The organism is Proteus sp. fly-1067, assembly GCF_040139345.1.
GTDB classification, from domain to species: domain Bacteria; phylum Pseudomonadota; class Gammaproteobacteria; order Enterobacterales; family Enterobacteriaceae; genus Proteus; species Proteus vulgaris_B.
The window spans coordinates 146117-168705 of record NZ_JBEEUL010000007.1 but is presented as its reverse complement, the minus strand read 5'-3'; the positions used below and the strand labels follow the sequence as shown (position 1 = coordinate 168705).

The following is a 22589-nucleotide window of genomic DNA, read 5'->3' as shown; positions in this document are numbered from 1 at the left end:
TTAAATCATATTGAGGAGAAAACGTGCCGAGATACTCCGTTATCTACGTTCTCTGTCTGTCTTTTATCGCACCTGTTGCTTATGGGGCAAGTTTGCGTTTAAAAGTAGAAGGTTTAGAAGGGCAACTCGAAAAAAATGCACGAGTCCAGCTATCAAACATTACAACAGAAGAAGTTGCACCTGACGGGCGTTTTCGTGCGCGTGTTGAAAAAGCAATTCAAGAAGGACTTCGCCCTTTAGGCTATTATCAGCCTAGTGTGACATTTTCTTACCAAGAAAATACACCACCAACGCGCTCTGTATTAACCGCTAAAGTTGAACCAGGCATTCCTATTTTACTTAAAGGGGTCGATATTGTTCTTGAAGGTGGTGCTAAAACAGACGAACAATACGCAAAAGTAATTAAAGAAAATACTCCTCCTCTTGATAGTGTTTTAAACCATGGTGATTATGAAAAGCTCAAAGGTTCATTAACAGGACTTGCTATCCGTCGTGGTTACTTTGATGCAGAAATGGATAAAAGCCAGCTAGGCGTCTCGTTAGATAACCATGCATCATATTGGGATTTTGTCTTTAATAGTGGTGAACGTTATCGTTTTGGCAAAGTAAATTATACTGGCTCTCAAATCCGCGAAGACTATTTGCAAAATATTGTTCCTTTTAAAGAAGGACAGTATTACGCCTCTGAAGATCTGGCTGAATTCAACCGACGCTTAGCCGCAACAGGATGGTTTAACTCTGCGGTTGTTACTCCTGATATTGCAAAAGCACGGGCTGAAGGTTCTCATCTTTTACCGATGAGCGCAGTTGTAACACCTCGTTCTCGTAACTATGTAGAGCTTGGTGGCGGTTATGCCACCGATGTTGGTCCTCGCCTTAATATGCAGTGGGATAAACCATGGATGAATTCGCGTGGCCATAGTTTAACCTCCAACATTAGTGTTTCTCAGCCTGAACAATCTATTGGAGCAAACTATAAAATTCCACTTAAGGTCAATCCATTAGAGCAATATTATGGTGTTCAAGGTGGTTTTAAACGTACTGATTTAAATGATACTCGCTCTGATACCACAACGTTAAATGTGTCTCGTAACTGGGATATGTCTACAGGCTGGCAATACAGTGTGAATACACGTTGGAGTCTCAGCCACTTTACCCAAGGTGAAGTCACAAATACCACCATGTTGCTTTATCCCGGTGTAACTGCCAGTCGAGTACGTCAACGTGGCGGTATGATGCCTTATTGGGGAGATAGCCAACGTTACTCATTAGACTACTCCAATAAAATATGGGGTTCAGATGTTGAGTTTGCTGCATTCCAAGCGCAACAGGTGTGGATACGTACACCATGGGAAGGGCACCGCTTTGTTGTAAGAGGCAATTTTGGTTGGATTGAAACCAATGCTTTTGAACGAGTACCTCCTGAATTACGTTTCTTTGCAGGGGGTGATAGAAGTGTTCGAGGCTTTAAATACCAAAGTATTTCACCAGAAGATAGTAAAGGTAATTTAACAGGGGCATCAAGGATGCTCGTTGGATCGGTAGAATATCAATATAACGTTACGGGTAATTGGTGGAGTGCTGTCTTTATTGATAGTGGTGAAGCCGTTAATGATTTTACTCGCAGCGATTTTAAAACCGGTGCTGGTGCAGGTGTACGTTGGGCATCACCTGTTGGGCCAATTAAATTTGATTTAGCACTACCTGTGAGTGACGTTGATAAACGTAGACTCCAGTTTTATATCGGGTTAGGAGCAGAGTTATGATAAAAAAGTGGTTGAAATGGATTGCGTTAACACTCCTTATCATTATTTTGCTTACATTTGGTGCTGTAGCTTGGATCTTAGGAACACAATCAGGTTTGCATTTTGCCATTAATAGTGCGGCTCGCTGGGTTCCAGGCTTAGTTATCAAAGATGTTAATGGTGGCTGGAAAGATCTGCGTTTAACGGGTGTTGAATATCAAATGCCCGGAGTTGATGTGAATGTGGGTGAGTTATCGTTAGGATTACGTTTAGCATGCCTAACGGATAAACAAGTTTGCATTGATACATTGGCGACACGCGATGTGGTTGTTAATGTTGATACTAGTGCTTTCCCACCCTCTGAAGAAACCCCACCATCAGATCCTTTAACTGAGCTTAATGCTCCGTTACCTATCTATTTAAACTCGCTCTCATTAGAAAATACGCATGTGAAGATTGACGATATGGCAATCTCGCTGGATGAGTTTAAAACAGGTGCACAGTGGGAAGGTCGCCAAGTCACATTAAATCCAACTGTTATTAATGATTTGCTGGTGGCGTTACCTAAGACTCCGGAAGAAGGTAGTGTTGAAGCGGTTACCCAAGATGTAAAAGAAGTCGTAACTGCAAAACCTAAAGCTGAACCTAAAACACCAGAAGAAAAAGAACAGGCATTAGCAGACACAATTAAAACGATCTTTGCTAAGCCATTATTGGCTGAATTACCTGAAATTATTATTCCTGTAGATATCAATATTGAAGGTATTGAAGGTAAGCAATTACAAGTGAGTGGGGATGCCCCAGTTACTATCAAACAATTATCTTTTGAAGCGAATACTCAAGGTAAGCAAGTTAATCTCACTAAATTACGTGTTGATGCGTCAGAAGGTGAGGTCAGTTTAAAAGGGGGGATCACGCTTGATAAACAATGGCCTGTTAATTTAGATATCAACGCTACCATTCGTGATGTTGTGGGCTTGGAAGATTTTAAAGATCAAAAAGCGACACTTTCTTTACAAGGTGCGTTGCTCGAAGAGCTTAAATTAGCACTTTCTTTAACTGGAACAGTAACTGCTACACTTGATGCACAGGCTGAGCTCGCCAAGCCACATCTTCCATTAAAACTGACCTTAGAGAGTCAAACAGTACGTTGGCCATTAACTGGGGATGTACAGTATCAACTTAATGACACTCGACTACGTCTCAATGGTCAGACGGATAATTATACCCTTTCATTGCGTTCTGATATCCAAGGTCAGGAGATCCCGCCAGCCAAATTAATGTTGGATGCAAAAGGTAATGAAGAAAAAATAGAGTTAACACGCCTGCGTTTAGCTGCATTACAAGGCCACGCTGATATCACAGGTGTGGCTGATTGGAGTAAAGCAATTAGTTGGAATGCGTTGCTCACTATTTCAGGAATTAATACCGCAAAACAGTATCCTGATATGCCTGCCAAATTAGATGGGCGTATTGCTACAACGGGAAGCCTGTATGGTGGAAGTTGGCAATTACGTGTTCCTGAAATTACGTTAGATGGCAATATCAAAAATAATCTTATCAAGGCGAGAGGGAATGCCTATGGTAATGATTCTGGGCAATGGAATATTCCTCAATTAAATCTGATACTGGGTAAGAATAAGCTTGATATCGAAGGACATCTAGGTGACAAGTGGGCATTAGATGCCAATATTAATGCACCAGGATTAAATGGTTTAGTGCCAGGACTTGCTGGTGTTGTAAAAGGTAAGGTGAATATTCGAGGTGACATTAATGCACCGAAGATTATTGCTGATATCAACGCTCAGGGCATTAAATGGCAAGATCAAGTGAGTGTTGGATCTATTACGATTAAAGGCGATGTTCAGTCTGATAAAGAGATTGGTGGCAAACTGGCTATTACTGCACGTCAGTTAAGACAAGCAGATTTAATTATCCGTAATTTAACGTTAGATGCAGCAGGTACAGAAAAACAACATAAACTCACGTTGAAAATGGATGGCGAACCTGTTTCTGGTGGGCTGACATTAGCAGGATCATTCGATAAGGAGAACCAACAGTGGAAAGGAACGCTAAATAATACGGCTTTTGATACCCCAGTGGGTGAGTGGCGTTTAAATAAAGCAATGGCGCTGAATTTGTTGGCAGAAAAGCAAGAGATTACGATTGGCTCTCATTGCTGGGTGAACCCAAATGCACAAGTCTGTGTTCCTAAAGCGATAACTGTGGGTGAAAGTGGAACTGCTGCAATTACGCTAACACGTTTTGATTTAGCAATGATAAAGCCGTTCTTACCACCTGAAACTTCTGTTCGAGGCGTATTTACAGGGGATGCCACTGCAACATGGAATTCAAAAGGTGGATTACCGAAGGCATCTGTCAATCTAAAAGGGCAAGGTGTTGCGGTAAAACAGAATATTGAAGGAACGATTTTACCTATTGATTTTGATGCTATTACCTTAAATGCAGGTATGAATAATGGTAAAGCCACATTGCAATGGCTGATTAGCATTGCAGGTAATGGTGATTTTAAAGGTAACGTACATGTTGCCGATCTTGAGAAAAAGCGCCAACTATCAGGTACGGTTGATATTGATAATTTGACATTAGATTTAATCAAACCGTTCTTAGGTAAAGGTGAAATTGCTCAAGGGAATATTGGTGCCCAATTACGTTTAGGAGGAAGTGCTCAATCGCCACTGTTATTTGGTCAATTCGGGATTAATCAATTAAAAGTGGTCGGGCATTGGATCCCATTTGATATTACGAAAGGTAATGTTGATGTTCGATTCAATGGCGCAACATCGGACTTAGGCGGCAGAATTGAGACACCAGAAGGTTACTTAAACCTTACTGGGAATGCAGATTGGCGTCAGTTAGATGAATGGCGCGCAGTGGTAGCTGCTAATGGTAATAAACTACGCGTGTCATTACCTCCAATGGTGCGTATTGATGTTAATCCTGATCTCGTCTTTGAGGCTAGCCCTCATTTACTGAAATTAGATGGTCGTATTGATATCCCTTGGGCTCGTATTGTGGTTCAAGAATTACCGGAATCAGCAGTATCGGCATCCTCTGATGAAGTGATGCTAGATAAAAACTTACAACCTATAGCACCAAAAGAGACATCGATTCCAATTCAAAGCAATTTAGCGATTAATATTGGTGATGATGTGACGCTGGACGCATTTGGGCTTAAAGCAAGATTGACGGGAACACTTAAAGTCAATCAGAATAAACAAGGACTAGGTTTAAATGGGCAAGTTGATATTCCAAGAGGGGAATTCAAAGCCTATGGGCAAGACTTACAAGTCCGTAAGGGCCAAATCTTGTTCTCTGGACCCGTTGATCAACCTTACTTAAATATCGAGGCTATTCGTAACCCAGATAATACCGCAGATAATGTGATTGCGGGGGTTCGAGTAACTGGGCTTGCTGACCAGCCTAAAGTGGAGATTTTCTCTGAGCCTGCTAAAACACAACAAGAAGCATTATCTTATTTGTTAAGAGGCGAAGGTCTAGACAGTGGTGATGCTGATTCATCACAAATGACAGCAATGTTGATAGGATTAGGCGTTGGTCAGAGTGGCCAGCTTGTAGGGCGCATAGGTGAAACCTTTGGTGTTTCGGATTTAGCGCTTGATACACAAGGTGTGGGGGATAACTCACAAGTCGTGGTCAGCGGTAAGATAACGAACGATCTACAAGTGAAGTATGGAGTGGGTATATTTGATTCGCTAGCGACGTTAACCTTACGTTATCGCTTGATGCCCAGGTTGTATTTACAAGCAGTGTCTGGTATGAATCAGGCAATAGATCTGCTTTATCAATTTGAGTTTTAAATTATATGCGAATTATTGTTTATGGAAGTTTACGGCAAAACCAAGGTAACCATCACTGGATGACATATGCACAACTTTTAGGTGAGCATACGTTAGTGGGGTACAAACTCTATGATTTAGGGTTTTATCCTGCGGTTATTGAAGGTGAAGGAGAGATAGAGTGCGAAGTCTATCGGATAACTCCCTCTATCTTGACAGAACTTGATGAATTGAAAAAGAATGATCAGGATTACAAGCGACAATTGATTTCAACGCCTTATGGCAGTGCTTGGATCTATCTGTATCAAAAGCCAGTTGATGGGTTGAGAGAAATCAAAAGCGGAGATTGGTTAAAACGTCACGAAGAAGAGTAATTGGCAAATTTTAGCTATTACGATAGATGACTCAGTAATGATAGAAAGCGCGATATTTATATCGCGCTTTTTATTTTTAGTGAAAATATAATTTCTATAAAATTAATAACAAGCTTTAATTTTTATTACTATTTTATTATTTATAGTAGAGGTAGTCATATTTATAATGCTCATAAATATTTATATTGTTTTACTTTGAAATTTAAGTTGGTAATTATTTATTTTATTTTTATCTATAATGATATGAATATTATTAATAGTAGGCCTGATTGACAACAAAATAAATTTAATGTTAAAACAGTTTTGCTTAAGAGGAACAGAGATAACCATCCTATTATTAATATAGTGAAATAAGGTAATTTTATGGATAAATTAAATGATATTACTCAACTTTATAATAATCCACCAAAAGACGTAAAACATAATATAGTAAATAATCGTTTTACTGACATGATATTACAAACAAAAACGGTAACAACAGATGCATTAGATAAACTCGCCTATCTTGCCGGTATTAAAAATGCACCCGCCGATGATAAGTATTTAAAATTAAATACAACTAATTTAGATGCATTAAAAAAAAGTGCAAAGTTACTTGGATATGATATTGAAATTGTCAGTATTTAATAAAAAAAGCAGCCATAAGGCTGCTTTTTTAACTGCATAGGAGGCAGTAGTGAATAAGGATATTAATGAATTAAATAAAAATATTAATATTGTAGGATTATATTGGATTGCTCGCTGGCGAGTAAATAATGGAAAACAACAATCTTATGTTATTCCTTTCGCAACAACCTATCCTATTAATATTGTTTACCATGGTAAAAGTGAATTTAACTATGGGCAGTATGGCATTCATCTTGGTCAACAAGATACATTAACTTTTTTAGGTGATGAAAAACAAAAAATATTAGCTAAATTTATTGATTGTCGTAAAAACTCACCAACATTTAAATCAGAATTAAGTTTTGAGATAACGCCATCATCCGCAAGAACACTCATTATTCCCCCTGGGGTCGCTCATACTTTTTCTCATCTAGAGAATGTTTTTACCTTAAATAGCTATTCTCTTTTTTTACCCACAATCGAGCAATTAGCAAGTGAAACATTAAATTGGTCACCTAATAATGATGTGATAAATCTCCCTGAAAATGTCGATGTTAATGAGATTGAAGGCTATGAACCAATGACAGAAGAAGCCTCTGCGCTGGTCTATCATCGGATTGCAGAGATACAACAACAATGGTTAAGTCAACATCGATTTCTACACTCTGAAACCCGCAAAATCCGCTTAGATAATGGCGATGAGATTAATTTAAGGTTTCGAGAGAAAATGGCAGATGCTCAAAAACAACAATTACCTACATCGATTATTTTAGGCGTTGAATTTTGTGAAATGGCGACTCTACATACTGGCAAAGAGAGTGGGATTGTCCCATTAACGCGGCAATCCCCTATGTATCTGGTTGAGCATGGTCATGAGGATTATGATTTTGACTCTTATGGATTACATTTAGGGCAAGAAGATCATTTAACTTTTTTAGGCGATATATCTCATGAAATTACCGTTAAGCTGGTGGATATGCGTGAAAATTCACCCACGCTTTTTTATGAAGATAAAATTGTTTTTAATCCTGCACCAAATATTGAATTAGTGATCCCCTGTGGTGTTGCTCATGCTTTATTTAATATGGCGAATATTATTACTGTTAATCGGCCGGTTATCTATTTAGACAAAGAAAAAGAATATATTCCAGGCCATGATGTGATCGACTGGAAAATTGCTAATAAAAATTATCAATCTTATCGTGTTAATAAAATAGCAGCAGATTTAAGTTATTATCAATTCCTTGTTTCTAAACAACAAGAGTTAATGAAACATAAGCCCACTCATCATACGCCAAAATCAATTATTGTTTATGATGAAAATAACCAGCCAATTAAAGTGTTAATTAAAGAAAAGGTTTAGTATTCATTATGCGTATTGTCTTTTTTTATATGCTTTTTTTTGTATTAACTGCTGATGGGTTAATGGTTTTTCTTACCCCTGTTATTGTCTATCAGTTAACAACGAGTATTGAATATGCAGGATTGACATACGCACTATGGTGGTTACCTCGGATTTTTTTAATTCCTCTGCTTGGTAAATATATAGATAGCCTAGGTGTTCGTCCTATATCTATTATTTCTGATGGTTTTAAAATAACAGGATGCTTATTTTTATTATATGCAGATTTTACGTCTGAAATGATGATAGCAGTAAGTTTTGGATTAGTTGGAAGTTTAATTTCGATTGGAAATTCTCAAACGCTTATTTCGTATGAAAAAATCATAGCATCGATAAGTAATAATAAAGAACACCATATTAATATGATGTCTAGAATGGATTTCTTAGGGATGATTATCGGCCCTCTCATTGGCATTTTTTTTATTGATTATGGCTATAAATATTTACTTGTTATACCAATTATATTTTATTTTATTAATGCTTGTTTCTTTTTGTTCCTTTATAAGGAAAAAAATAGAATTAATGAAAATAATTCTGAAAAAATAACTTTTTCTAATAAGGTGATTACTTACATTATATCATCACCGATAATTCTATTTTCTATTTTTGTTGCTCTTGGTAACAATATGTTTGATGGCTTAATTGAATCTAGTGGTACAGCGTTAATTGATCGCTCTATGAAATTACCTATAAAATATTATGGTTTTATTGATATTGCAGCGGGGATCTGTGGTGTATTAGGTACATACTTATATAGCTATTTAAGTAAATATATAAGTAGAAGGCCACTCACCATTATTTCAATTTTGATTATTGCTATCAGCTCTTCTTTCCTAGTATTTTTCCAAGGTTCCATGATCTTGTTTTTTATTAGTTATGCAATTTCAATTATTGGGAAAGTCTTTTCAGGAAATATTTTAAGAATGCTTAGAATTGAGATTATTCCTCTCAATCAATTAGCAAGTGTGTCATCTCTAATCATCTTATTGAATCAATTGATCTTACCGATTGTGGGAGGACTTTTATTTTTTTCAACAGGGGATGTTTCAGTGGTTTATACATTAATGATAGCCGCCATTGCTATTACATTGATAAGTGGTGGATTGCTTATAATGTGTTTGAAGAAAAGAGTCGTACCATAATAAAAAGCTCTTCAATAAAATGAAGAGCTTTTTCATCAGTAAATTATTAAATAATAACTTACTTAGTTATTCTGATAGTGTCAGAATTATTTTTTAGCGCGTTCGAAAGAAGAAAGAATTTCAGCTTTAGCAGCTTCTACGCCTTCCCAACCGTCAACTTTAACCCATTTGCCAGCTTCTAAATCTTTGTAGTGCTCAAAGAAATGTTTGATCTGTGCTTTTAACAGTTCTGGTAAATCAGTCACATCTTTAATGTGATCGTATTCTTTGCTCAGTTTAGTGTGTGGTACTGCAACCAGTTTTGCATCTTCACCTGATTCGTCAGTCATTTTCAGTACGCCAACAGGACGGCAACGAATAACTGAACCTGGTTGTAATGGGTATGGAGTTGGAACCAGAACGTCTACTGGGTCACCATCTAAAGATAATGTGTTGTTGATGTAACCGTAGTTGCATGGGTAGAACATTGCGGTTGACATAAAACGGTCAACAAACAGTGCGCCACTTTCTTTATCAACTTCGTATTTGATAGGATCAGCATTTGCTGGGATTTCAATAACAACATAGATATCTTCTGGTAGTTCTTTACCAGCAGGAACATGATTCAGGCTCATAAAAAATTTCCTATAAAAAAATTAATTTTACGTGGCCTGTAGTATAGCGAAAAGTTTTTAACAATACCCGTTTTTTGCCGAACATGTTGCGTTATGACGTAAAAATAAGCAGTAAATAAAAAGAAGTTCTATTTTCAAAGATGAAAAAACCGGACGAAAAAGAAGCCCGGTTTATCTATGTTGGTGCTAGACCAATGAATTATTCTTCGTCTGGATATTGCGCCATAAAACTTTCAGCTTGCTCAACCATCGATTTAGTACCTACAAAGAAAGGCATACGTTGGTGAAGCTCTTTAGGTTCGATATCAAGAATACGTTCTTTACCATTACTTGCTTTACCGCCAGCTTGTTCTGCTAAAAACGCCATTGGGTTACATTCATAGAGTAAACGTAATTTACCAGTAGGGTGGCTTGCAGTGCTTGGATAGATATAAATGCCGCCTTTTAGTAAGTTACGGTGAAAATCAGCGACTAAAGAACCGATATAACGAGTGGTATAAGGGCGATTAGTGGCTGCATCTTGTTCTTGGCAATACTTAATGTATTTTTTGACACCTAATGGGAATTTGATGTAGTTACCTTCATTGATAGAGTACATATTTCCTGTTGGTGGGAAATGTACACTTTCATGAGATAGGCAGAATACACCTAAAGAAGGGTCATATGTAAAGGCGTGAACACCACAACCTGTTGTATAAACTAACATGGTTGATGAGCCATAAACGACATAGCCAGCTGCAACTTGACGATGACCAGGTTGTAAGAAGTCATCTAATGTTACAGATTGGCCAATAGGCGTAATACGGTGGTAAATAGAGAAAATTGTCCCGACGGAAACGTTTACATCAATATTCGACGAACCGTCTAAAGGGTCCATTAGTACAACATACTTAGCATTTTCAGCACGATCACCTTCAAAGATTACAATATCATCTTCTTCTTCTGATCCGATACCCGCAACTTCACCACGTGCTTTTAATGCCGCTTTTAGTTTCTCATTCGCGTAAAGATCCAGTTTCATCTGGGCTTCACCTTGAACATTAGAAACACCGTTAGTACCCAAAATATCGACTAACCCTGCTTTATTAATATCACGGTGGATAATTTTAGCCCCAAGCTTAATTGCCGAAAGCAATGCAGTAAGTTCGCCAGTTGCATGGGGAAAATCTTGTTGTTTCTCGACGATAAATTCGCCTAATGTTTTCATGACGCAGGTCCTGAATGTGAGTGGGTAAAGTAAAAAAGGAGGAAAATCTCCTTGGTGGTGGCAAGTTTAGCCAAAGAATCGAATGATTCAAAGGTTAATCCGTTCCTTATCTGCTTTTTGATCGTTAGAATAGTGACCAACTTCATGCTATTGGACAGAAATTCATGCACATTCATATTCTTGGTATTTGTGGCACCTTTATGGGAAGTCTTGCCATTTTAGCTCGAGCGAAGGGACATAAAGTCACAGGCTCTGATGCTAATGTCTATCCACCAATGAGTACCTTATTAGAAAAGCAGGGAATTGAACTGATTGAGGGATATGACCCTAAACAATTAGAACCTGCTCCTGACATGGTAATTATTGGTAATGCAATGACACGAGGAAATCCTTGTGTTGAAGCTGTACTTGAAAAAGGTCTGCCTTATACTTCGGGCCCTCAATGGCTACATGATTATATTTTACCAGAACGTTGGGTATTAGCGGTTGCAGGAACCCATGGCAAAACAACAACGGCAGGTATGTTAGCTTGGGTTTTAGAAGATTGTGGTTATAAGCCGGGTTTTTTGATTGGTGGTGTGCCCGGTAATTTCCAAGTTTCAGCGCAATTAGGTGAAAGCCCTTTCTTTGTGATTGAAGCCGACGAGTATGATAGCGCTTTCTTTGATAAGCGTTCTAAATTTGTGCATTACTCGCCTCGCACACTGATTTTAAATAACCTTGAATTTGACCATGCCGATATTTTTGACGATTTAGCGGCAATTCAAAAACAATTCCATCATTTAGTTCGTATCGTTCCTGGCAGTGGGAAAATCATCATGCCTGACAACGATATGAATTTAAAACAGACCATTGGAATGGGATGTTGGAGCGAACAAGAATTCACGGGTGAAACAGGCGATTGGCAAGCTAAAAAACTCACTAATGACAGTAGTCATTTTGAGGTGTTTCATAAAGGCGAGCAGGTTGGAGAAGTGTGTTGGGGGCTTTCTGGAGAACACAACATGCAAAATGGCTTAATGGCAATAGTTGCTGCGCATCATGTTGGTGTTTTACCTGCTGACGCTTGTGAAGCATTAGATAAGTTTGTTAATGCGCGTCGTCGCTTAGAGTTACGTGGCGAAGTAAACCAGATCAGTGTCTATGATGATTTTGCACATCATCCTACGGCGATTTTAGCAACGCTTGAAGCACTACGCAGTAAAGTCGGTGGAACCGCGCGTATTATTGCGGTGTTAGAACCTCGTTCAAATACCATGAAAATGGGAATTAGCAAGGATGATATCGCTCCAGCATTAGGTCGAGCTGATGAAGTGTTTCTATTCCAGCCACCGAATATTCAATGGTTAGTGAGTGATATTGCAGAGCATTGCGTACAACCAGCTCGTTGGAGTACTGACCTTGATGCATTAGTGGATATGATTGCGAAAGAAGCCCAAGTGGGCGATCATATTTTAATTATGAGTAATGGTGGTTTCGGTGGGATACATGAAAAGCTGCTTAAAAAATTAGCTCAGCCTAAAGGATCAGAGGATCAGTATTAGTAATAAATAAAAATAAGCCACTGAATGTTTAGTGGCTTATTTTAGGACGTTAGAGTAAAGAGATTATAATTCCTGATCAAACAGGTTTAGGATCGCATCTCGCAACTCTTCTGTTGAAAATCCAGGCGCTGGTGTTGAGAATATAGTGTCATCACCTGCAATACTGCCGAGGATCCCTTCTGCTTTGCCTAATGAATCTAATAAACGTGCAATAAGTTGTGCCGCACCTGGACTAGTTCTTATCACCACAACCGAATGGTTATGGTCGATATCGAGTACCAGATTTTTTAATGGGCTACTTGCTGTTGGCACGCCAAGTTCAGTTGGAAGGCAATATACCATTTCCATTTTGGCGTTTCGGGTTCTTACTGCACCAAATTTTGTTAGCATACGAGAGATTTTGGATTGGTTAATATTATCAAATCCAGCCTCTTGCAATGCCGTCACAATCTCGCCTTGTGAACTGAATTTTTCTTCTTTCAGCAGGGCTTTAAACGCTTTAACCAAGTCTTCTTGCTTAGAAGGAACGCGCATAGTTCACCTTTAGTGAGTTATCAATAACCTGCGTATTATGCAGAGGAGTGAATTTTTATGCAACAAAAGACGATGAAAGGTGAGAGGTAATCTACTGAAAATTGTAAAGTAGAATGTACTACAAAAAAATTTTATTTATCGACTTTGAATGTGATAATTTAAGGAAGTGAAATATTTGTTAAATAAATGATAAGCTTAAATGATTATCGTAAGGAGATAGAGCCACTTAACACTTTGCCCAATTTATTGGAATTATTTATCAAAAGAGTGCCCGCTATCTCATTAACAGATAAGCAATTTGTTTAGAATAACCCAAGTATTATTTTCCACTGTAAATGCCTTATTATGCAATATTGCTGTTAAATAATTGTTTTTCAAAAGGTGTATTGCGTAATAGTGAGTCTCTCTAAGGCGTTCCACTATCTCGTAACTAAGGAGTATCAGAATGAAAGTAGCAGTTCTCGGTGCAGCGGGTGGTATTGGTCAGGCACTGGCACTTCTTCTTAAAAATCAGCTTCCAGCTGGTAGTGAACTCTCTTTATATGATATCGCTCCCGTCACACCGGGTGTCGCAGCTGACTTAAGCCATATCCCAACTCAAGTGACTGTAAAAGGTTTTGCCGGCGAAGATCCATCTCCTGCATTAAAAGGCGCTGATGTTGTTCTGATTTCTGCGGGTGTTGCACGTAAACCTGGTATGGATCGTTCAGATCTTTTCAATGTTAACGCAGGCATTGTGCGTAACTTAATTGAAAAAGTAGCACAAAATTGCCCTAAAGCACTTATCGGTATCATTACTAACCCTGTAAATACGACAGTTGCTATTGCTGCTGAAGTGCTTAAAAAAGCGGGTGTTTACGATAAAAAACGTCTTTTCGGTATCACCACACTTGATATCATTCGTGCTAATACTTTTGTTGCTGAATTAAAAGGCCAAGATCCTCAGAAAACCAATGTTCCTGTTATTGGTGGGCATTCGGGTGTCACTATTCTTCCGCTACTTTCTCAAGTTGCTGGTGTATCATTTACAGATGATGAAGTCGCAGCACTGACAAAACGTATCCAAAATGCAGGTACTGAAGTTGTAGAAGCAAAAGCTGGTGGCGGATCAGCAACATTATCAATGGGACAAGCAGCCGCTCGTTTTGGTCTTTCATTAATTCGCGCTTTAAATGGCGAGAAAAATGTTATTGAATGTACCTATACAGAAGGTGACGGAGAATATGCCCGTTTCTTTGCACAACCTATTCTTTTAGGTAAAAACGGTGTAGAGGAATATTTATCTATTGGTAAATTAAGTGATTTTGAAAAACAATCTCTTAATGGCATGTTAGACGTATTGAAAAAAGATATAATTCTTGGTGAAGAATTTATTAATAAATAAAGATATACTTTTTTTGCTATAAAAATAATGCAAAATTAAATAAAAACCGCTGATATAGTATCAGCGGTTTTTTTTATTAATTATAATGTATGTAATTATTAGTTAATTATTAGTTTTGTCACGTATCTTTCGTTCAAGTAATTCTCCTGTTTCAGGATGAAAATAACGGCTTGGCCAAATTTCAGAAGGGGCAACACCAAGATAATCAGCAATGATTTTTTCTCCTTTAGGCCAAGGGCGTGACAGTGCATTAGCGAGTGTTGAAGAGCTTAACCCTGCTTGGCGAGAGATGGCAGCAAGTGTTGTTCCTCGTTTTCTAAGTGCGGCAATAATATCGGCAGGATGCCAATCAGATTTCCTTGAAATCATTTTTAATCCTTTTTCTATAAAATTAATTGCTGTGTTAGTGGTATAAATAACAGTTTATTAGAAATGTCTTAAAGCATTTAAACTGATTATTTAGAAAATAAAATAACATTATTTTTCTAAAAAGATTTCTGATTTTTTTCTTAATAATTTCTTTTTTGAAGTTGATAACAATTTTAGAGAAACATAATGAAAAAAGAGTGGTATACGGCAAAGGAATTGACGGGTATAGGTGGATTACCTAAATCACCACAAGGTGTAAATGCAAAAGCTAAACGTGAATTTTGGCAAAAACAAAAGATAAAGAATAAGCAAGGTAATGGTGTTGAATATCATTATTCTTGTTTACCAGATAAAACTTTAATTGCTCTGGAACTTTATGAACCATTAGCACATTACAAACTAAATAAAAAAGAGGAGCCACTCGTTATCTGGGTGAAAGCATTCCAACAACTAAATGATGGTGAACAAAAAACATTAACAGAGCTGATATTGCGGGATGGTATTAGAAGTTTTTTAGAAAAACTCGTCAATGATTAGGCGAGTTTAAAGAATCTATTATTGCGTTATCCGCAACAGATATCTATCTGACTAACCTCTTAGTTGAATGTGAGATGAGATCATGAAAAAAGAATGGTATACAGCGAAAGAATTAGTGGGGCTTGCGGGGTTACCTAACTCACCGCAGGGAGTGAACTTGATGGCGCGTCGTGAAGGGTGGGAAAATCGCCGTAAACGAGGTGTACAGGGGAAAGCTGTCGAGTATTCAGTGAAAAGCCTACCTGATGAGGTTATTGGTGTATTAGCCGCACATGAACCTCCCGCCGAGTATTTATCAAAGCGTCAGGATGCTTTTTTGATTTGGGTTGAAGCGTATTATCAATTAACTAAATCAGAACGTGAAAAAATTGTGAAGTTTGTGCTTCGAGAAGGGTTAGCAAAGCTCATTAGCTATATTGATGCTGATAATCAAGATGCAATTGAGCGAGAAAATGAAGAAGTGCTCAATAAATTAAAAAACCCACCAGAGTCGACATAGTCGCTCTGGCTGGCTTTTCTATACCATTAATGGGGTAGTGTTATTAGGATTACGATTGACGTTGTACAGCAACGTGAGCAAGCCCAATAAGCGCTTCTTTATAAGGTGAATCAGGTATGATAGATAAAGCTTCAATTGCTTTGTCTGCTTCTTCTTCTGCTTTTTGGCGGGTATATTCCAAAGATCCACTTTGTTTCATGGTCTTTAAAACGGTATCCAATAAATGGCGACCATTACCTTGTTCAATCGCTTGGCGAATTAATTGAGATTCTTCTTCATTACCATTATGCATGGCATGAAGTAATGGCAACGTAGGTTTGCCTTCATCAAGATCATCGCCTGTGTTTTTACCCAACTGACTGTTGTCAGCATCATAATCAAGCAGATCGTCAATGAGCTGGAAAGCAGTACCAAGATAACGTCCATAATCTTGGAATGCTTTTTCTTGCTCAGGTGTTGCTCCAGAAAGGATGGCTGACGCATGAGAAGCTGCTTCAAATAGGCGCGCTGTTTTACTGTAAATAACTTGCATATAGTCATCTTCGGAAATGTTAGGATCATTACAATTCATTAATTGTAAGACTTCACCTTCGGCGATCACGTTGGTGGCGCTAGACATTAATTTTAATACACGCATTGAATCAAGATCCGTCATCATCTGAAAAGATCGTGTATAGATAAAGTCACCAACAAGCACACTTGCTGCGTTTCCAAAGACAGCATTTGCCGTTTGTTTTCCTCTGCGCATATCAGATTCATCAACAACATCATCATGTAACAACGTTGCAGTATGAATAAACTCGATAAGCGCTGCGACCGAGATATGTTTGTCACCTTGATAGTCCAATGCTCGTCCAGTGAGCACTGCGATCATTGGTCGGATCCTTTTACCACCACCACTAATGATGTAGTAACCAAGTTGGTTTATCAAAGAAACATCTGAATTAAGCTGGTAAAGGATTGCCTCATTTACCGCAGCCATATCAGCGGATGTTAGTTTTATAATAGATTCTAAATTCATGTTTTTTCGACTTTGGCTCGCCAATGAGCGCGTTATTATTAATAAAAAATGATCATGCCATAGATTTTACTCTCTTATAATTTAGATTGTACTTTAAAAATGGCTGAAATAAATATCGCATAAAAAACTCTTTTTTTTAACGCTAGTTTGCGATCTGTACTTGTCATCGGCACTAAATTTGCGTAGAATTCGCGCCCTATGTGAATATTTTAATTGTGCACTCAAATTATACATATTGGGAGTGTGCGGAAAGCGGAGTTTATATGTACGCGGTTTTCCAAAGTGGTGGTAAACAACACCGAGTCAGCGAAGGTCAAACTATTCGTTTAGAGAAACTTGAAGTAGCTACTGGCGAAACAATCGAGTTTGACACTGTAATGATGGTCGCTAATGGCGATGATATTCAAATTGGCGCTCCAATCCTTGCGGGCGTTAAAGTTAAAGCGGAAGTGGTTGCTCACGGTCGCGGCGAGAAAGTTAAGATTGTTAAGTTCCGTCGTCGTAAACATAGCCGTAAACAACAGGGCCACCGTCAGTGGTTTACTGATGTTAAAATCACTGGTATCGCTTAAGGTTTAGGAGAGTAGTTCAATGGCACATAAAAAGGCTGGCGGCTCGACTCGTAACGGTCGTGATTCCGAAGCAAAACGTCTGGGTGTTAAACGTTTCGGTGGTGAAGCTGTATTAGCAGGTAGCATCATCGTTCGTCAACGTGGTACTAAGTTCCATGCAGGTACTAACGTTGGTTGTGGTCGTGACCACACCCTGTTTGCATTAGCTGACGGAAAAATTAAGTTCGAAGTTAAAGGTCCAAACAACCGTAAATTTATCAGCATCGAAGCTGAATAATTACCGGTCCTTTAATCACCGAGTCAAAAGCCCTGCAAGTCTGTTGCGGGGCTTTTTATATTTAAAAAAGGCCATCTCTGGGTAATTTCGGCCATCCAGCACGTTAATGGCTACTATACGGAGTAAAATCATGAAATTTGTTGATGAGGCCAAGATCCTGATCGTCGCGGGCGATGGTGGTAACGGCTGTGTGAGCTTTCGTCGCGAAAAGTATATCCCTAATGGGGGACCAGACGGTGGTGATGGCGGTGATGGTGGTGATGTCTACATGATTGCAGACGAAAACCTCAACACTCTAATTGATTACCGTTTTACAAAATCTTATCGCGCAGAACGTGGTGAAAATGGTCACAGTCGTGACTGTACCGGTAAGCGTGGTCAAGACATTACAATTAGTGTTCCTGTTGGAACACGTGTCCGTGATTTAGCCACCAATGAAATTATTGCTGACTTAACTGTTCACGGCCAAAAACAGATGGTCGCTAAAGGCGGCTTTCACGGTTTAGGTAATACTCGCTTTAAATCTTCGGTTAACCGTGCTCCACGCCAACGTACTATGGGTACTCCGGGTGAATCTCGAGAAGTTCTCTTAGAGCTAATGTTATTAGCCGATGTTGGTATGCTAGGTATGCCGAATGCGGGTAAATCAACGTTTATTCGTGCAGTATCAGCAGCAAAACCTAAAGTTGCCGATTATCCTTTTACCACCTTAGTACCGAGCTTAGGTGTGGTGCGTATGGATAATCATCAAAGCTTTGTTGTTGCTGATATTCCTGGGTTAATCGAAGGTGCTGCTGATGGTGCAGGTCTTGGGATCCAATTCTTAAAACACTTAGAACGCTGTCGTGTGTTATTGCACTTGATCGATATCGATCCTATTGATGGATCAGATCCTGTTGAGAACGCGCAAATTATTGTCTCTGAATTAGAGAAATACAGCGAAAAATTAGCACAAAAACCACGTTGGTTAGTATTCAATAAAGTGGATCTTCTTGATGCCGAAGAAGCAAAAGAGAAGGCAAAAGCGATTGTTGAAGCACTGGGTTGGGATGAAAACTATTACATGATAGCGGCCATTAACCAAGAAGGTGTGAAAAAACTTTGCTGGAATATCATGGAATTCCTGAACGTAACACCACGTGAGCAAGATTTAGTGGCGACAGTTGCAGAGCCAGGAAAAGTTGACTTTATGTGGGATGATTACCACAAAGAACAGCTTGAAAACCCTGATTTTGAAGAAGAAGATGATGATGATTGGGATGAAGAAGATGATGATGGTATAGAGTTTATCTACCAACGTTAATTATCATTATTATCATAATAAAATAAAAAAACGCCTGATTAATCAGGCGTTTTCTTTTATCTGATATTATAGACTTAACGGTTATTGTACATATCTTTATACAGATTAGTTTCAAAACGTACTAAATAGGCGCGCCCTGCATTACGATTTTGCGTTGGTGGTGAATATGCTGATATATACTGAACAAAAGCAACTTTTTGCCCATTAGCTGTCGTCATAAAGCCTGCAAGATTATAGACCCCTTTTAGAGAACCCGTTTTGGCAGAAACTTTGCCATCGACACCCGCTTCATGAAAACCACCACGGTATTGTAATGTTCCATCATGCCCAGAGAGGGGAAGCATAGTAATAAAGTTGAGTTCACTGTCATGTTGGCCAATATATTGAAGGACTTGCATCATTATTGCAGGTGAAATGAGGTTATGGCGAGAAAGGCCTGAACCATCAACCATTACTGTATTACCTAAGTCAATTCCTGCTTTTTGTTTTAAAATCGTACGAGTTGCTTCTGCGCCTGAACGCCACGTTCCGGCAACACCATAATATTCACGTCCAATGGTTCTAAATACAGTGTCTGCAATCATATTGTCAGACTCTTTTAACATTGTAGTGAGCAAATTATGTAGAGGCTTAGATTGTGTTTGTGCTAATACAGTAACAGGTGCTTTAACGTAAGAGCGACGTTTTATATAACCATCAAGTTCAATATTGGCTCTTTGTAACTCTTCTTTTAAAATTGTGCCTGCCCAATGCGCACCGTCTTGAATAGAAAACATTAAAGGCACTGCATCGTCACGTTTAGGAATACATCCTGTTATCACATAGGTATTTAAATCACGGACAGTGACATCTAATTCGCAAAAACGTGTACGAGTTGAGCCTTTCTCATAGGTTTCAACTTCGCTTAAAACGGTAACTGGGTAAAATGAAGCTTTGCGTATTGTTGCAATATCGCCATCTTTATTGCCACTTTGCAATAAGACAGAAAAACAGTTTTTATCAACAATTGCGGCACTAGGTGGTGCACTAAAACATTGAGTCATATCATTCCAAACCCAACCTGGCGCTTTGTCATGACTCGAAAAAGCAGAAGTATCAATCAGTAAATCACCATGAACTTTAGTGACACCGGATTGCTTTAATACAGCGACCATTCCTCTTAACTGTTGGCGAGTTAATGTTGGATCACCGCTGAAACGAAAGATCAAATCTCCATTGAGTTGATCATTTTTTATTTTGCCTTCCGTCTCCATTGTTGTGGTGAATTGGTAATCACCCCCTAATTGAAGTAATGCAGCCAAGGCTGTAACCACTTTTTGAGTACTGGCAGGAAGAGCTAATTGATCTGCATGATAATTGAGATTAGGAGAAGCTGCGCCCACAGGCTGGGTAATCAAACCCACTTGTGTTCCTTCAGGAAGAAGGGATGTATAGTTTTCAACGGGTATTGCTTGGGTTGAAAAACTGATGATACTTAATGTGTAAAGTATCCGTCGAAATGTTGATAATAAGCGCATAATTTCTCTGTCCGTGACTATAGCGTACAAACGTTACAGTATTGATTGCCAGAGGCTAATACTAAAGGGCAATGAGGGCAAAAGTAAACGATATAACGAGTGATTACTGCATTATCAGAAAATATCTGTTTATTGATTTATAAAGAGAGATAAGGCGTGAAGCAATGCGTCTGTTGTGTTAGATTTAGTTTTAGGTCTGGGGGCTAAGTTTGCTTCCCAACAGCATGAATAAGGGAATAAACGTCTTTCCTTATTCACCGAATATATGTAGAGACAGGCCCAATTTAAGGTTGCCTGTGTCTTTTTTTGTCTTGAGAAGAGTAAATAGATCCTTTTCTCTGTGTTGTTAGTATAAAAAATCAGGATGATACCTATTTTTTATTAGGAATAGTATTGAGGTATTAACACATGAATCAGATCCCTATGACCGTTCTTGGTGCGGAAAAACTACGCGAAGAGCTGGAATATTTAAAAAGTGTTCGTCGTCCCGAAATTATCGCGGCTATTGCAGAGGCGCGTGAGCACGGAGACTTAAAAGAAAACGCAGAATATCATGCAGCAAGAGAGCAACAAGGTTTCTGTGAAGGGCGAGTACAAGAAATTGAAGCAAAATTATCAAATGCTCAGGTTATTGATATTACTAAGATGAATAACAATGGCCGTATTATTTTTGGTTCAACAGTGACATTGTTAAATGTTGAAACTGAAGAAGAGCAGACCTACCGCATCGTGGGTGATGATGAAGCAAACATTAAAGTTAACTTAATCTCTGTAAATTCACCGATTGCGCGTGGATTAATTGGTAAAGAGTTAGATGATGTTGTCGTTATCACAACACCGGGTGGACAAGTTGAGTACGAAGTTTTAAACGTAGAATACATTTAATTTATAATTTTACGTTTCTATAGAAAACTAGGCCGCTATCCTGTGGTAATATAAAAAAGGCCTTAAAAGGCCTTTTTTGCCATAGAGTTACTTATGGCATTTTTATATAAAAATACAAGTATTATTTCGGTAAAATAATCTTGCGTGCTTCTGAAGGACGATAAAGAACAAGAATTTTTCCGATTACTTGTACATTCTGTGCACCGCTTTCGCGTACAATCGCTGCAACGATCAAGTTTTTAACATCTCGATCTTCGCCTGCGATTTTGACTTTGATAAGCTCATGGTGTGCCAGAGCGAGTTCAATTTCTGCAAGAACGCCTTCAGTCAACCCGTTGTTACCAATCATAACGACTGGATTCAGGTGATGAGCGAGCCCTTTCAGGTGTTGAATTTGTTTTTTGTTAAGAGTCATCATTAATTTTTGCTTTGTTGGGATTGAAAACACACTATTCTAACGCCATCTCTCACTTATCACCATAAAATGTCGTTAAGACGAGGTTAAATGAGTGAAAGAGTAAAAATTTTGATAGCTAAGTGTATGATAGTTGGAAAACGCAATGGCCAATAAGAAACGTTCTGCAAGCTCTAGTCGCTGGTTACAAGAACATTTTAGTGATAAATATGTTCAGCAAGCAAAGAAAAAAGGGTTTCGCTCTCGTGCTTGGTTTAAACTGGAAGAAATTCAGCAAAGTGACAATATTTTTAAACCAGGTATGACCGTTGTCGATTTAGGAGCAGCCCCAGGTGGGTGGTCTCAATATGTTGTACAGCAGTTAGGAAGCAAAGGTCGAATCATCGCATGTGACCTTTTGCCTATGGATCCTATCGTCGGAGTCGATTTCCTTCAAGGCGATTTTCGTGATGAACTTGTGTTGAAGGCATTGCTTGATAGAGTAGGTGAAAATAAAGTCCAGGTTGTCATGTCTGACATGGCTCCAAACATGAGCGGTACACCCGCGGTCGATATTCCTCGATCCATGTATTTAGTAGAGTTAGCACTTGATATGTGTCGTGATGTACTGGCTCCCGGGGGAAGTTTTATTGTCAAGGTGTTTCAGGGAGAAGGCTTTGATGAGTACCTGGGGCAAATACGCTCCCTGTTTACGAAAGTGAAAGTTCGTAAACCAGACGCTTCGCGGTCTCGTTCTCGTGAGGTATATATTGTAGCCACAGGGCGTAAACTTTAGTACCCTAAAGCTATTTGTTAACACAGTTGTAATATGAGGTTAATCC

22 protein-coding genes are annotated in these 22589 nt (G+C 38.7%); 15 read left to right on the top strand and 7 right to left on the bottom strand.

Annotated features, from left to right (window positions below; translation table 11 throughout):
* Nucleotides 1-23: 23 nt before the first annotated feature.
* The 6 genes from tamA to ABN217_RS11660 all read left to right on the top strand — a co-directional run bounded on the left by tamA (nt 24) and on the right by ABN217_RS11660 (nt 9090).
* Nucleotides 24-1766: an autotransporter assembly complex protein TamA gene (gene tamA / locus ABN217_RS11685; RefSeq protein WP_072069587.1), complete on the top strand. Its 1743-nt coding sequence runs from the start codon at nt 24-26 to the stop codon at nt 1764-1766.
* Nucleotides 1763-5587 carry an autotransporter assembly complex protein TamB gene (tamB, locus tag ABN217_RS11680; protein WP_502935125.1) on the top strand — a complete coding sequence of 1275 codons (3825 nt, stop codon included), beginning with the start codon at nt 1763-1765 and terminating at the stop codon, nt 5585-5587. Before tamA ends, tamB begins: the two co-directional genes overlap by 4 nt.
* Nucleotides 5588-5592: 5 nt before the next feature.
* Entirely contained in the window at nt 5593-5940 is a 348-nt protein-coding gene (locus tag ABN217_RS11675) for a gamma-glutamylcyclotransferase family protein (protein WP_196554262.1), read from the top strand.
* 363 nt (nt 5941-6303) lie between these two features.
* Nucleotides 6304-6567: an XRE family transcriptional regulator gene (locus ABN217_RS11670; RefSeq protein WP_340894760.1), complete on the top strand. Its 264-nt coding sequence runs from the start codon at nt 6304-6306 to the stop codon at nt 6565-6567.
* Between the two features lie 49 nt (nt 6568-6616).
* Nucleotides 6617-7909 carry a dTDP-4-dehydrorhamnose 3,5-epimerase family protein gene (locus ABN217_RS11665; protein ID WP_349459434.1) on the top strand — a complete coding sequence of 431 codons (1293 nt, stop codon included), beginning with the start codon at nt 6617-6619 and terminating at the stop codon, nt 7907-7909.
* A gap of 8 nt (nt 7910-7917) precedes the next feature.
* On the top strand, nt 7918-9090 hold the full coding sequence (locus tag ABN217_RS11660; RefSeq protein ID WP_340894766.1) for an MFS transporter: 1173 nt from the start codon (nt 7918-7920) through the stop codon (nt 9088-9090).
* Between the two features lie 86 nt (nt 9091-9176).
* Here the strand turns inward: ABN217_RS11660 and ppa are convergent, their stop codons facing one another.
* Together ppa and fbp are read right to left on the bottom strand one after the other, a co-directional pair.
* Complete coding sequence (gene ppa, locus ABN217_RS11655; protein WP_072069581.1) at nt 9177-9704, bottom strand: inorganic diphosphatase; 528 nt, start codon at nt 9702-9704, stop codon at nt 9177-9179.
* A 199-nt stretch (nt 9705-9903) separates the two neighbouring features.
* Entirely contained in the window at nt 9904-10911 is a 1008-nt protein-coding gene (fbp, locus tag ABN217_RS11650; RefSeq protein ID WP_023583589.1) for a class 1 fructose-bisphosphatase, read from the bottom strand.
* 164 nt (nt 10912-11075) lie between these two features.
* Between fbp and mpl the strand changes: the two genes are divergently transcribed.
* Nucleotides 11076-12455, top strand: coding sequence for a UDP-N-acetylmuramate:L-alanyl-gamma-D-glutamyl-meso-diaminopimelate ligase (gene mpl / locus ABN217_RS11645; RefSeq protein ID WP_349459433.1), 1380 nt, complete (start codon nt 11076-11078; stop codon nt 12453-12455).
* Nucleotides 12456-12518: 63 nt separating this feature from the next.
* Here the strand turns inward: mpl and argR are convergent, their stop codons facing one another.
* Nucleotides 12519-12989 (bottom strand): transcriptional regulator ArgR, encoded by a 471-nt coding sequence (argR, locus tag ABN217_RS11640; RefSeq protein WP_006535714.1) that lies wholly within the window; start codon nt 12987-12989, stop codon nt 12519-12521.
* Nucleotides 12990-13434: 445 nt separating this feature from the next.
* Here argR and mdh point away from each other — a divergent pair, with 445 nt between their 5' ends.
* A complete protein-coding gene (gene mdh / locus ABN217_RS11635; RefSeq protein WP_072069578.1) occupies nt 13435-14373 on the top strand; it encodes a malate dehydrogenase in 939 nt (312 codons plus the stop codon).
* A gap of 102 nt (nt 14374-14475) precedes the next feature.
* On the opposite strand, the gene ABN217_RS11630 is transcribed toward mdh, so the two are convergent.
* Nucleotides 14476-14742 carry a helix-turn-helix domain-containing protein gene (locus tag ABN217_RS11630; protein WP_072069577.1) on the bottom strand — a complete coding sequence of 89 codons (267 nt, stop codon included), beginning with the start codon at nt 14740-14742 and terminating at the stop codon, nt 14476-14478.
* Nucleotides 14743-14928: 186 nt separating this feature from the next.
* Between ABN217_RS11630 and ABN217_RS11625 the strand changes: the two genes are divergently transcribed.
* Nucleotides 14929-15279: a DNA-binding protein gene (locus ABN217_RS11625; RefSeq protein ID WP_072069576.1), complete on the top strand. Its 351-nt coding sequence runs from the start codon at nt 14929-14931 to the stop codon at nt 15277-15279.
* Nucleotides 15280-15361: 82 nt separating this feature from the next.
* Nucleotides 15362-15778: a DNA-binding protein gene (locus tag ABN217_RS11620; protein WP_036939375.1), complete on the top strand. Its 417-nt coding sequence runs from the start codon at nt 15362-15364 to the stop codon at nt 15776-15778.
* Between the two features lie 49 nt (nt 15779-15827).
* On the opposite strand, the gene ispB is transcribed toward ABN217_RS11620, so the two are convergent.
* Complete coding sequence (gene ispB / locus ABN217_RS11615) at nt 15828-16799, bottom strand: octaprenyl diphosphate synthase (RefSeq protein ID WP_072069575.1); 972 nt, start codon at nt 16797-16799, stop codon at nt 15828-15830.
* A gap of 263 nt (nt 16800-17062) precedes the next feature.
* Here ispB and rplU point away from each other — a divergent pair, with 263 nt between their 5' ends.
* The 3 genes from rplU (at nt 17063) to cgtA (ending at nt 18951) form a co-directional block, all read left to right on the top strand.
* Complete coding sequence (gene rplU, locus ABN217_RS11610; RefSeq protein ID WP_036939370.1) at nt 17063-17371, top strand: 50S ribosomal protein L21; 309 nt, start codon at nt 17063-17065, stop codon at nt 17369-17371.
* A gap of 19 nt (nt 17372-17390) precedes the next feature.
* The gene (gene rpmA, locus ABN217_RS11605) at nt 17391-17648 is read left to right on the top strand and encodes a 50S ribosomal protein L27 (protein WP_006535706.1); all 258 of its coding nucleotides are present in this window, start codon (nt 17391-17393) and stop codon (nt 17646-17648) included.
* Nucleotides 17649-17778: 130 nt separating this feature from the next.
* Nucleotides 17779-18951 (top strand): Obg family GTPase CgtA, encoded by a 1173-nt coding sequence (cgtA, locus tag ABN217_RS11600; RefSeq protein ID WP_197269647.1) that lies wholly within the window; start codon nt 17779-17781, stop codon nt 18949-18951.
* A 74-nt stretch (nt 18952-19025) separates the two neighbouring features.
* On the opposite strand, the gene dacB is transcribed toward cgtA, so the two are convergent.
* Nucleotides 19026-20468 (bottom strand): serine-type D-Ala-D-Ala carboxypeptidase, encoded by a 1443-nt coding sequence (dacB, locus tag ABN217_RS11595; RefSeq protein WP_072069573.1) that lies wholly within the window; start codon nt 20466-20468, stop codon nt 19026-19028.
* A 408-nt stretch (nt 20469-20876) separates the two neighbouring features.
* Between dacB and greA the strand changes: the two genes are divergently transcribed.
* Entirely contained in the window at nt 20877-21353 is a 477-nt protein-coding gene (greA, locus tag ABN217_RS11590; RefSeq protein WP_072069572.1) for a transcription elongation factor GreA, read from the top strand.
* 121 nt (nt 21354-21474) lie between these two features.
* On the opposite strand, the gene yhbY is transcribed toward greA, so the two are convergent.
* Nucleotides 21475-21768 (bottom strand): ribosome assembly RNA-binding protein YhbY, encoded by a 294-nt coding sequence (gene yhbY, locus ABN217_RS11585; protein ID WP_036914752.1) that lies wholly within the window; start codon nt 21766-21768, stop codon nt 21475-21477.
* Between the two features lie 145 nt (nt 21769-21913).
* Between yhbY and rlmE the strand changes: the two genes are divergently transcribed.
* Nucleotides 21914-22543 carry a 23S rRNA (uridine(2552)-2'-O)-methyltransferase RlmE gene (gene rlmE / locus ABN217_RS11580; protein ID WP_036939360.1) on the top strand — a complete coding sequence of 210 codons (630 nt, stop codon included), beginning with the start codon at nt 21914-21916 and terminating at the stop codon, nt 22541-22543.
* Nucleotides 22544-22589: the final 46 nt, after the last annotated feature.

Coding starts and splice junctions, on each gene's coding strand:
- tamB (WP_502935125.1), top strand. CDS start 1,763: ATGATAAAAAAGTGGTTGAAATGGATTGCGTTAACACTCCTTATCATT.
- ABN217_RS11675 (WP_196554262.1), top strand. CDS start 5,593: ATGCGAATTATTGTTTATGGAAGTTTACGGCAAAACCAAGGTAACCAT.
- ABN217_RS11670 (WP_340894760.1), top strand. CDS start 6,304: ATGGATAAATTAAATGATATTACTCAACTTTATAATAATCCACCAAAA.
- ABN217_RS11660 (WP_340894766.1), top strand. CDS start 7,918: ATGCGTATTGTCTTTTTTTATATGCTTTTTTTTGTATTAACTGCTGAT.
- ppa (WP_072069581.1), bottom strand. CDS start 9,704: ATGAGCCTGAATCATGTTCCTGCTGGTAAAGAACTACCAGAAGATATC.
- fbp (WP_023583589.1), bottom strand. CDS start 10,911: ATGAAAACATTAGGCGAATTTATCGTCGAGAAACAACAAGATTTTCCC.
- mpl (WP_349459433.1), top strand. CDS start 11,076: ATGCACATTCATATTCTTGGTATTTGTGGCACCTTTATGGGAAGTCTT.
- argR (WP_006535714.1), bottom strand. CDS start 12,989: ATGCGCGTTCCTTCTAAGCAAGAAGACTTGGTTAAAGCGTTTAAAGCC.
- mdh (WP_072069578.1), top strand. CDS start 13,435: ATGAAAGTAGCAGTTCTCGGTGCAGCGGGTGGTATTGGTCAGGCACTG.
- ABN217_RS11630 (WP_072069577.1), bottom strand. CDS start 14,742: ATGATTTCAAGGAAATCTGATTGGCATCCTGCCGATATTATTGCCGCA.
- ABN217_RS11625 (WP_072069576.1), top strand. CDS start 14,929: ATGAAAAAAGAGTGGTATACGGCAAAGGAATTGACGGGTATAGGTGGA.
- ABN217_RS11620 (WP_036939375.1), top strand. CDS start 15,362: ATGAAAAAAGAATGGTATACAGCGAAAGAATTAGTGGGGCTTGCGGGG.
- ispB (WP_072069575.1), bottom strand. CDS start 16,799: ATGAATTTAGAATCTATTATAAAACTAACATCCGCTGATATGGCTGCG.
- rplU (WP_036939370.1), top strand. CDS start 17,063: ATGTACGCGGTTTTCCAAAGTGGTGGTAAACAACACCGAGTCAGCGAA.
- rpmA (WP_006535706.1), top strand. CDS start 17,391: ATGGCACATAAAAAGGCTGGCGGCTCGACTCGTAACGGTCGTGATTCC.
- cgtA (WP_197269647.1), top strand. CDS start 17,779: ATGAAATTTGTTGATGAGGCCAAGATCCTGATCGTCGCGGGCGATGGT.
- dacB (WP_072069573.1), bottom strand. CDS start 20,468: ATGCGCTTATTATCAACATTTCGACGGATACTTTACACATTAAGTATC.
- greA (WP_072069572.1), top strand. CDS start 20,877: ATGAATCAGATCCCTATGACCGTTCTTGGTGCGGAAAAACTACGCGAA.
- yhbY (WP_036914752.1), bottom strand. CDS start 21,768: ATGACTCTTAACAAAAAACAAATTCAACACCTGAAAGGGCTCGCTCAT.
- rlmE (WP_036939360.1), top strand. CDS start 21,914: ATGGCCAATAAGAAACGTTCTGCAAGCTCTAGTCGCTGGTTACAAGAA.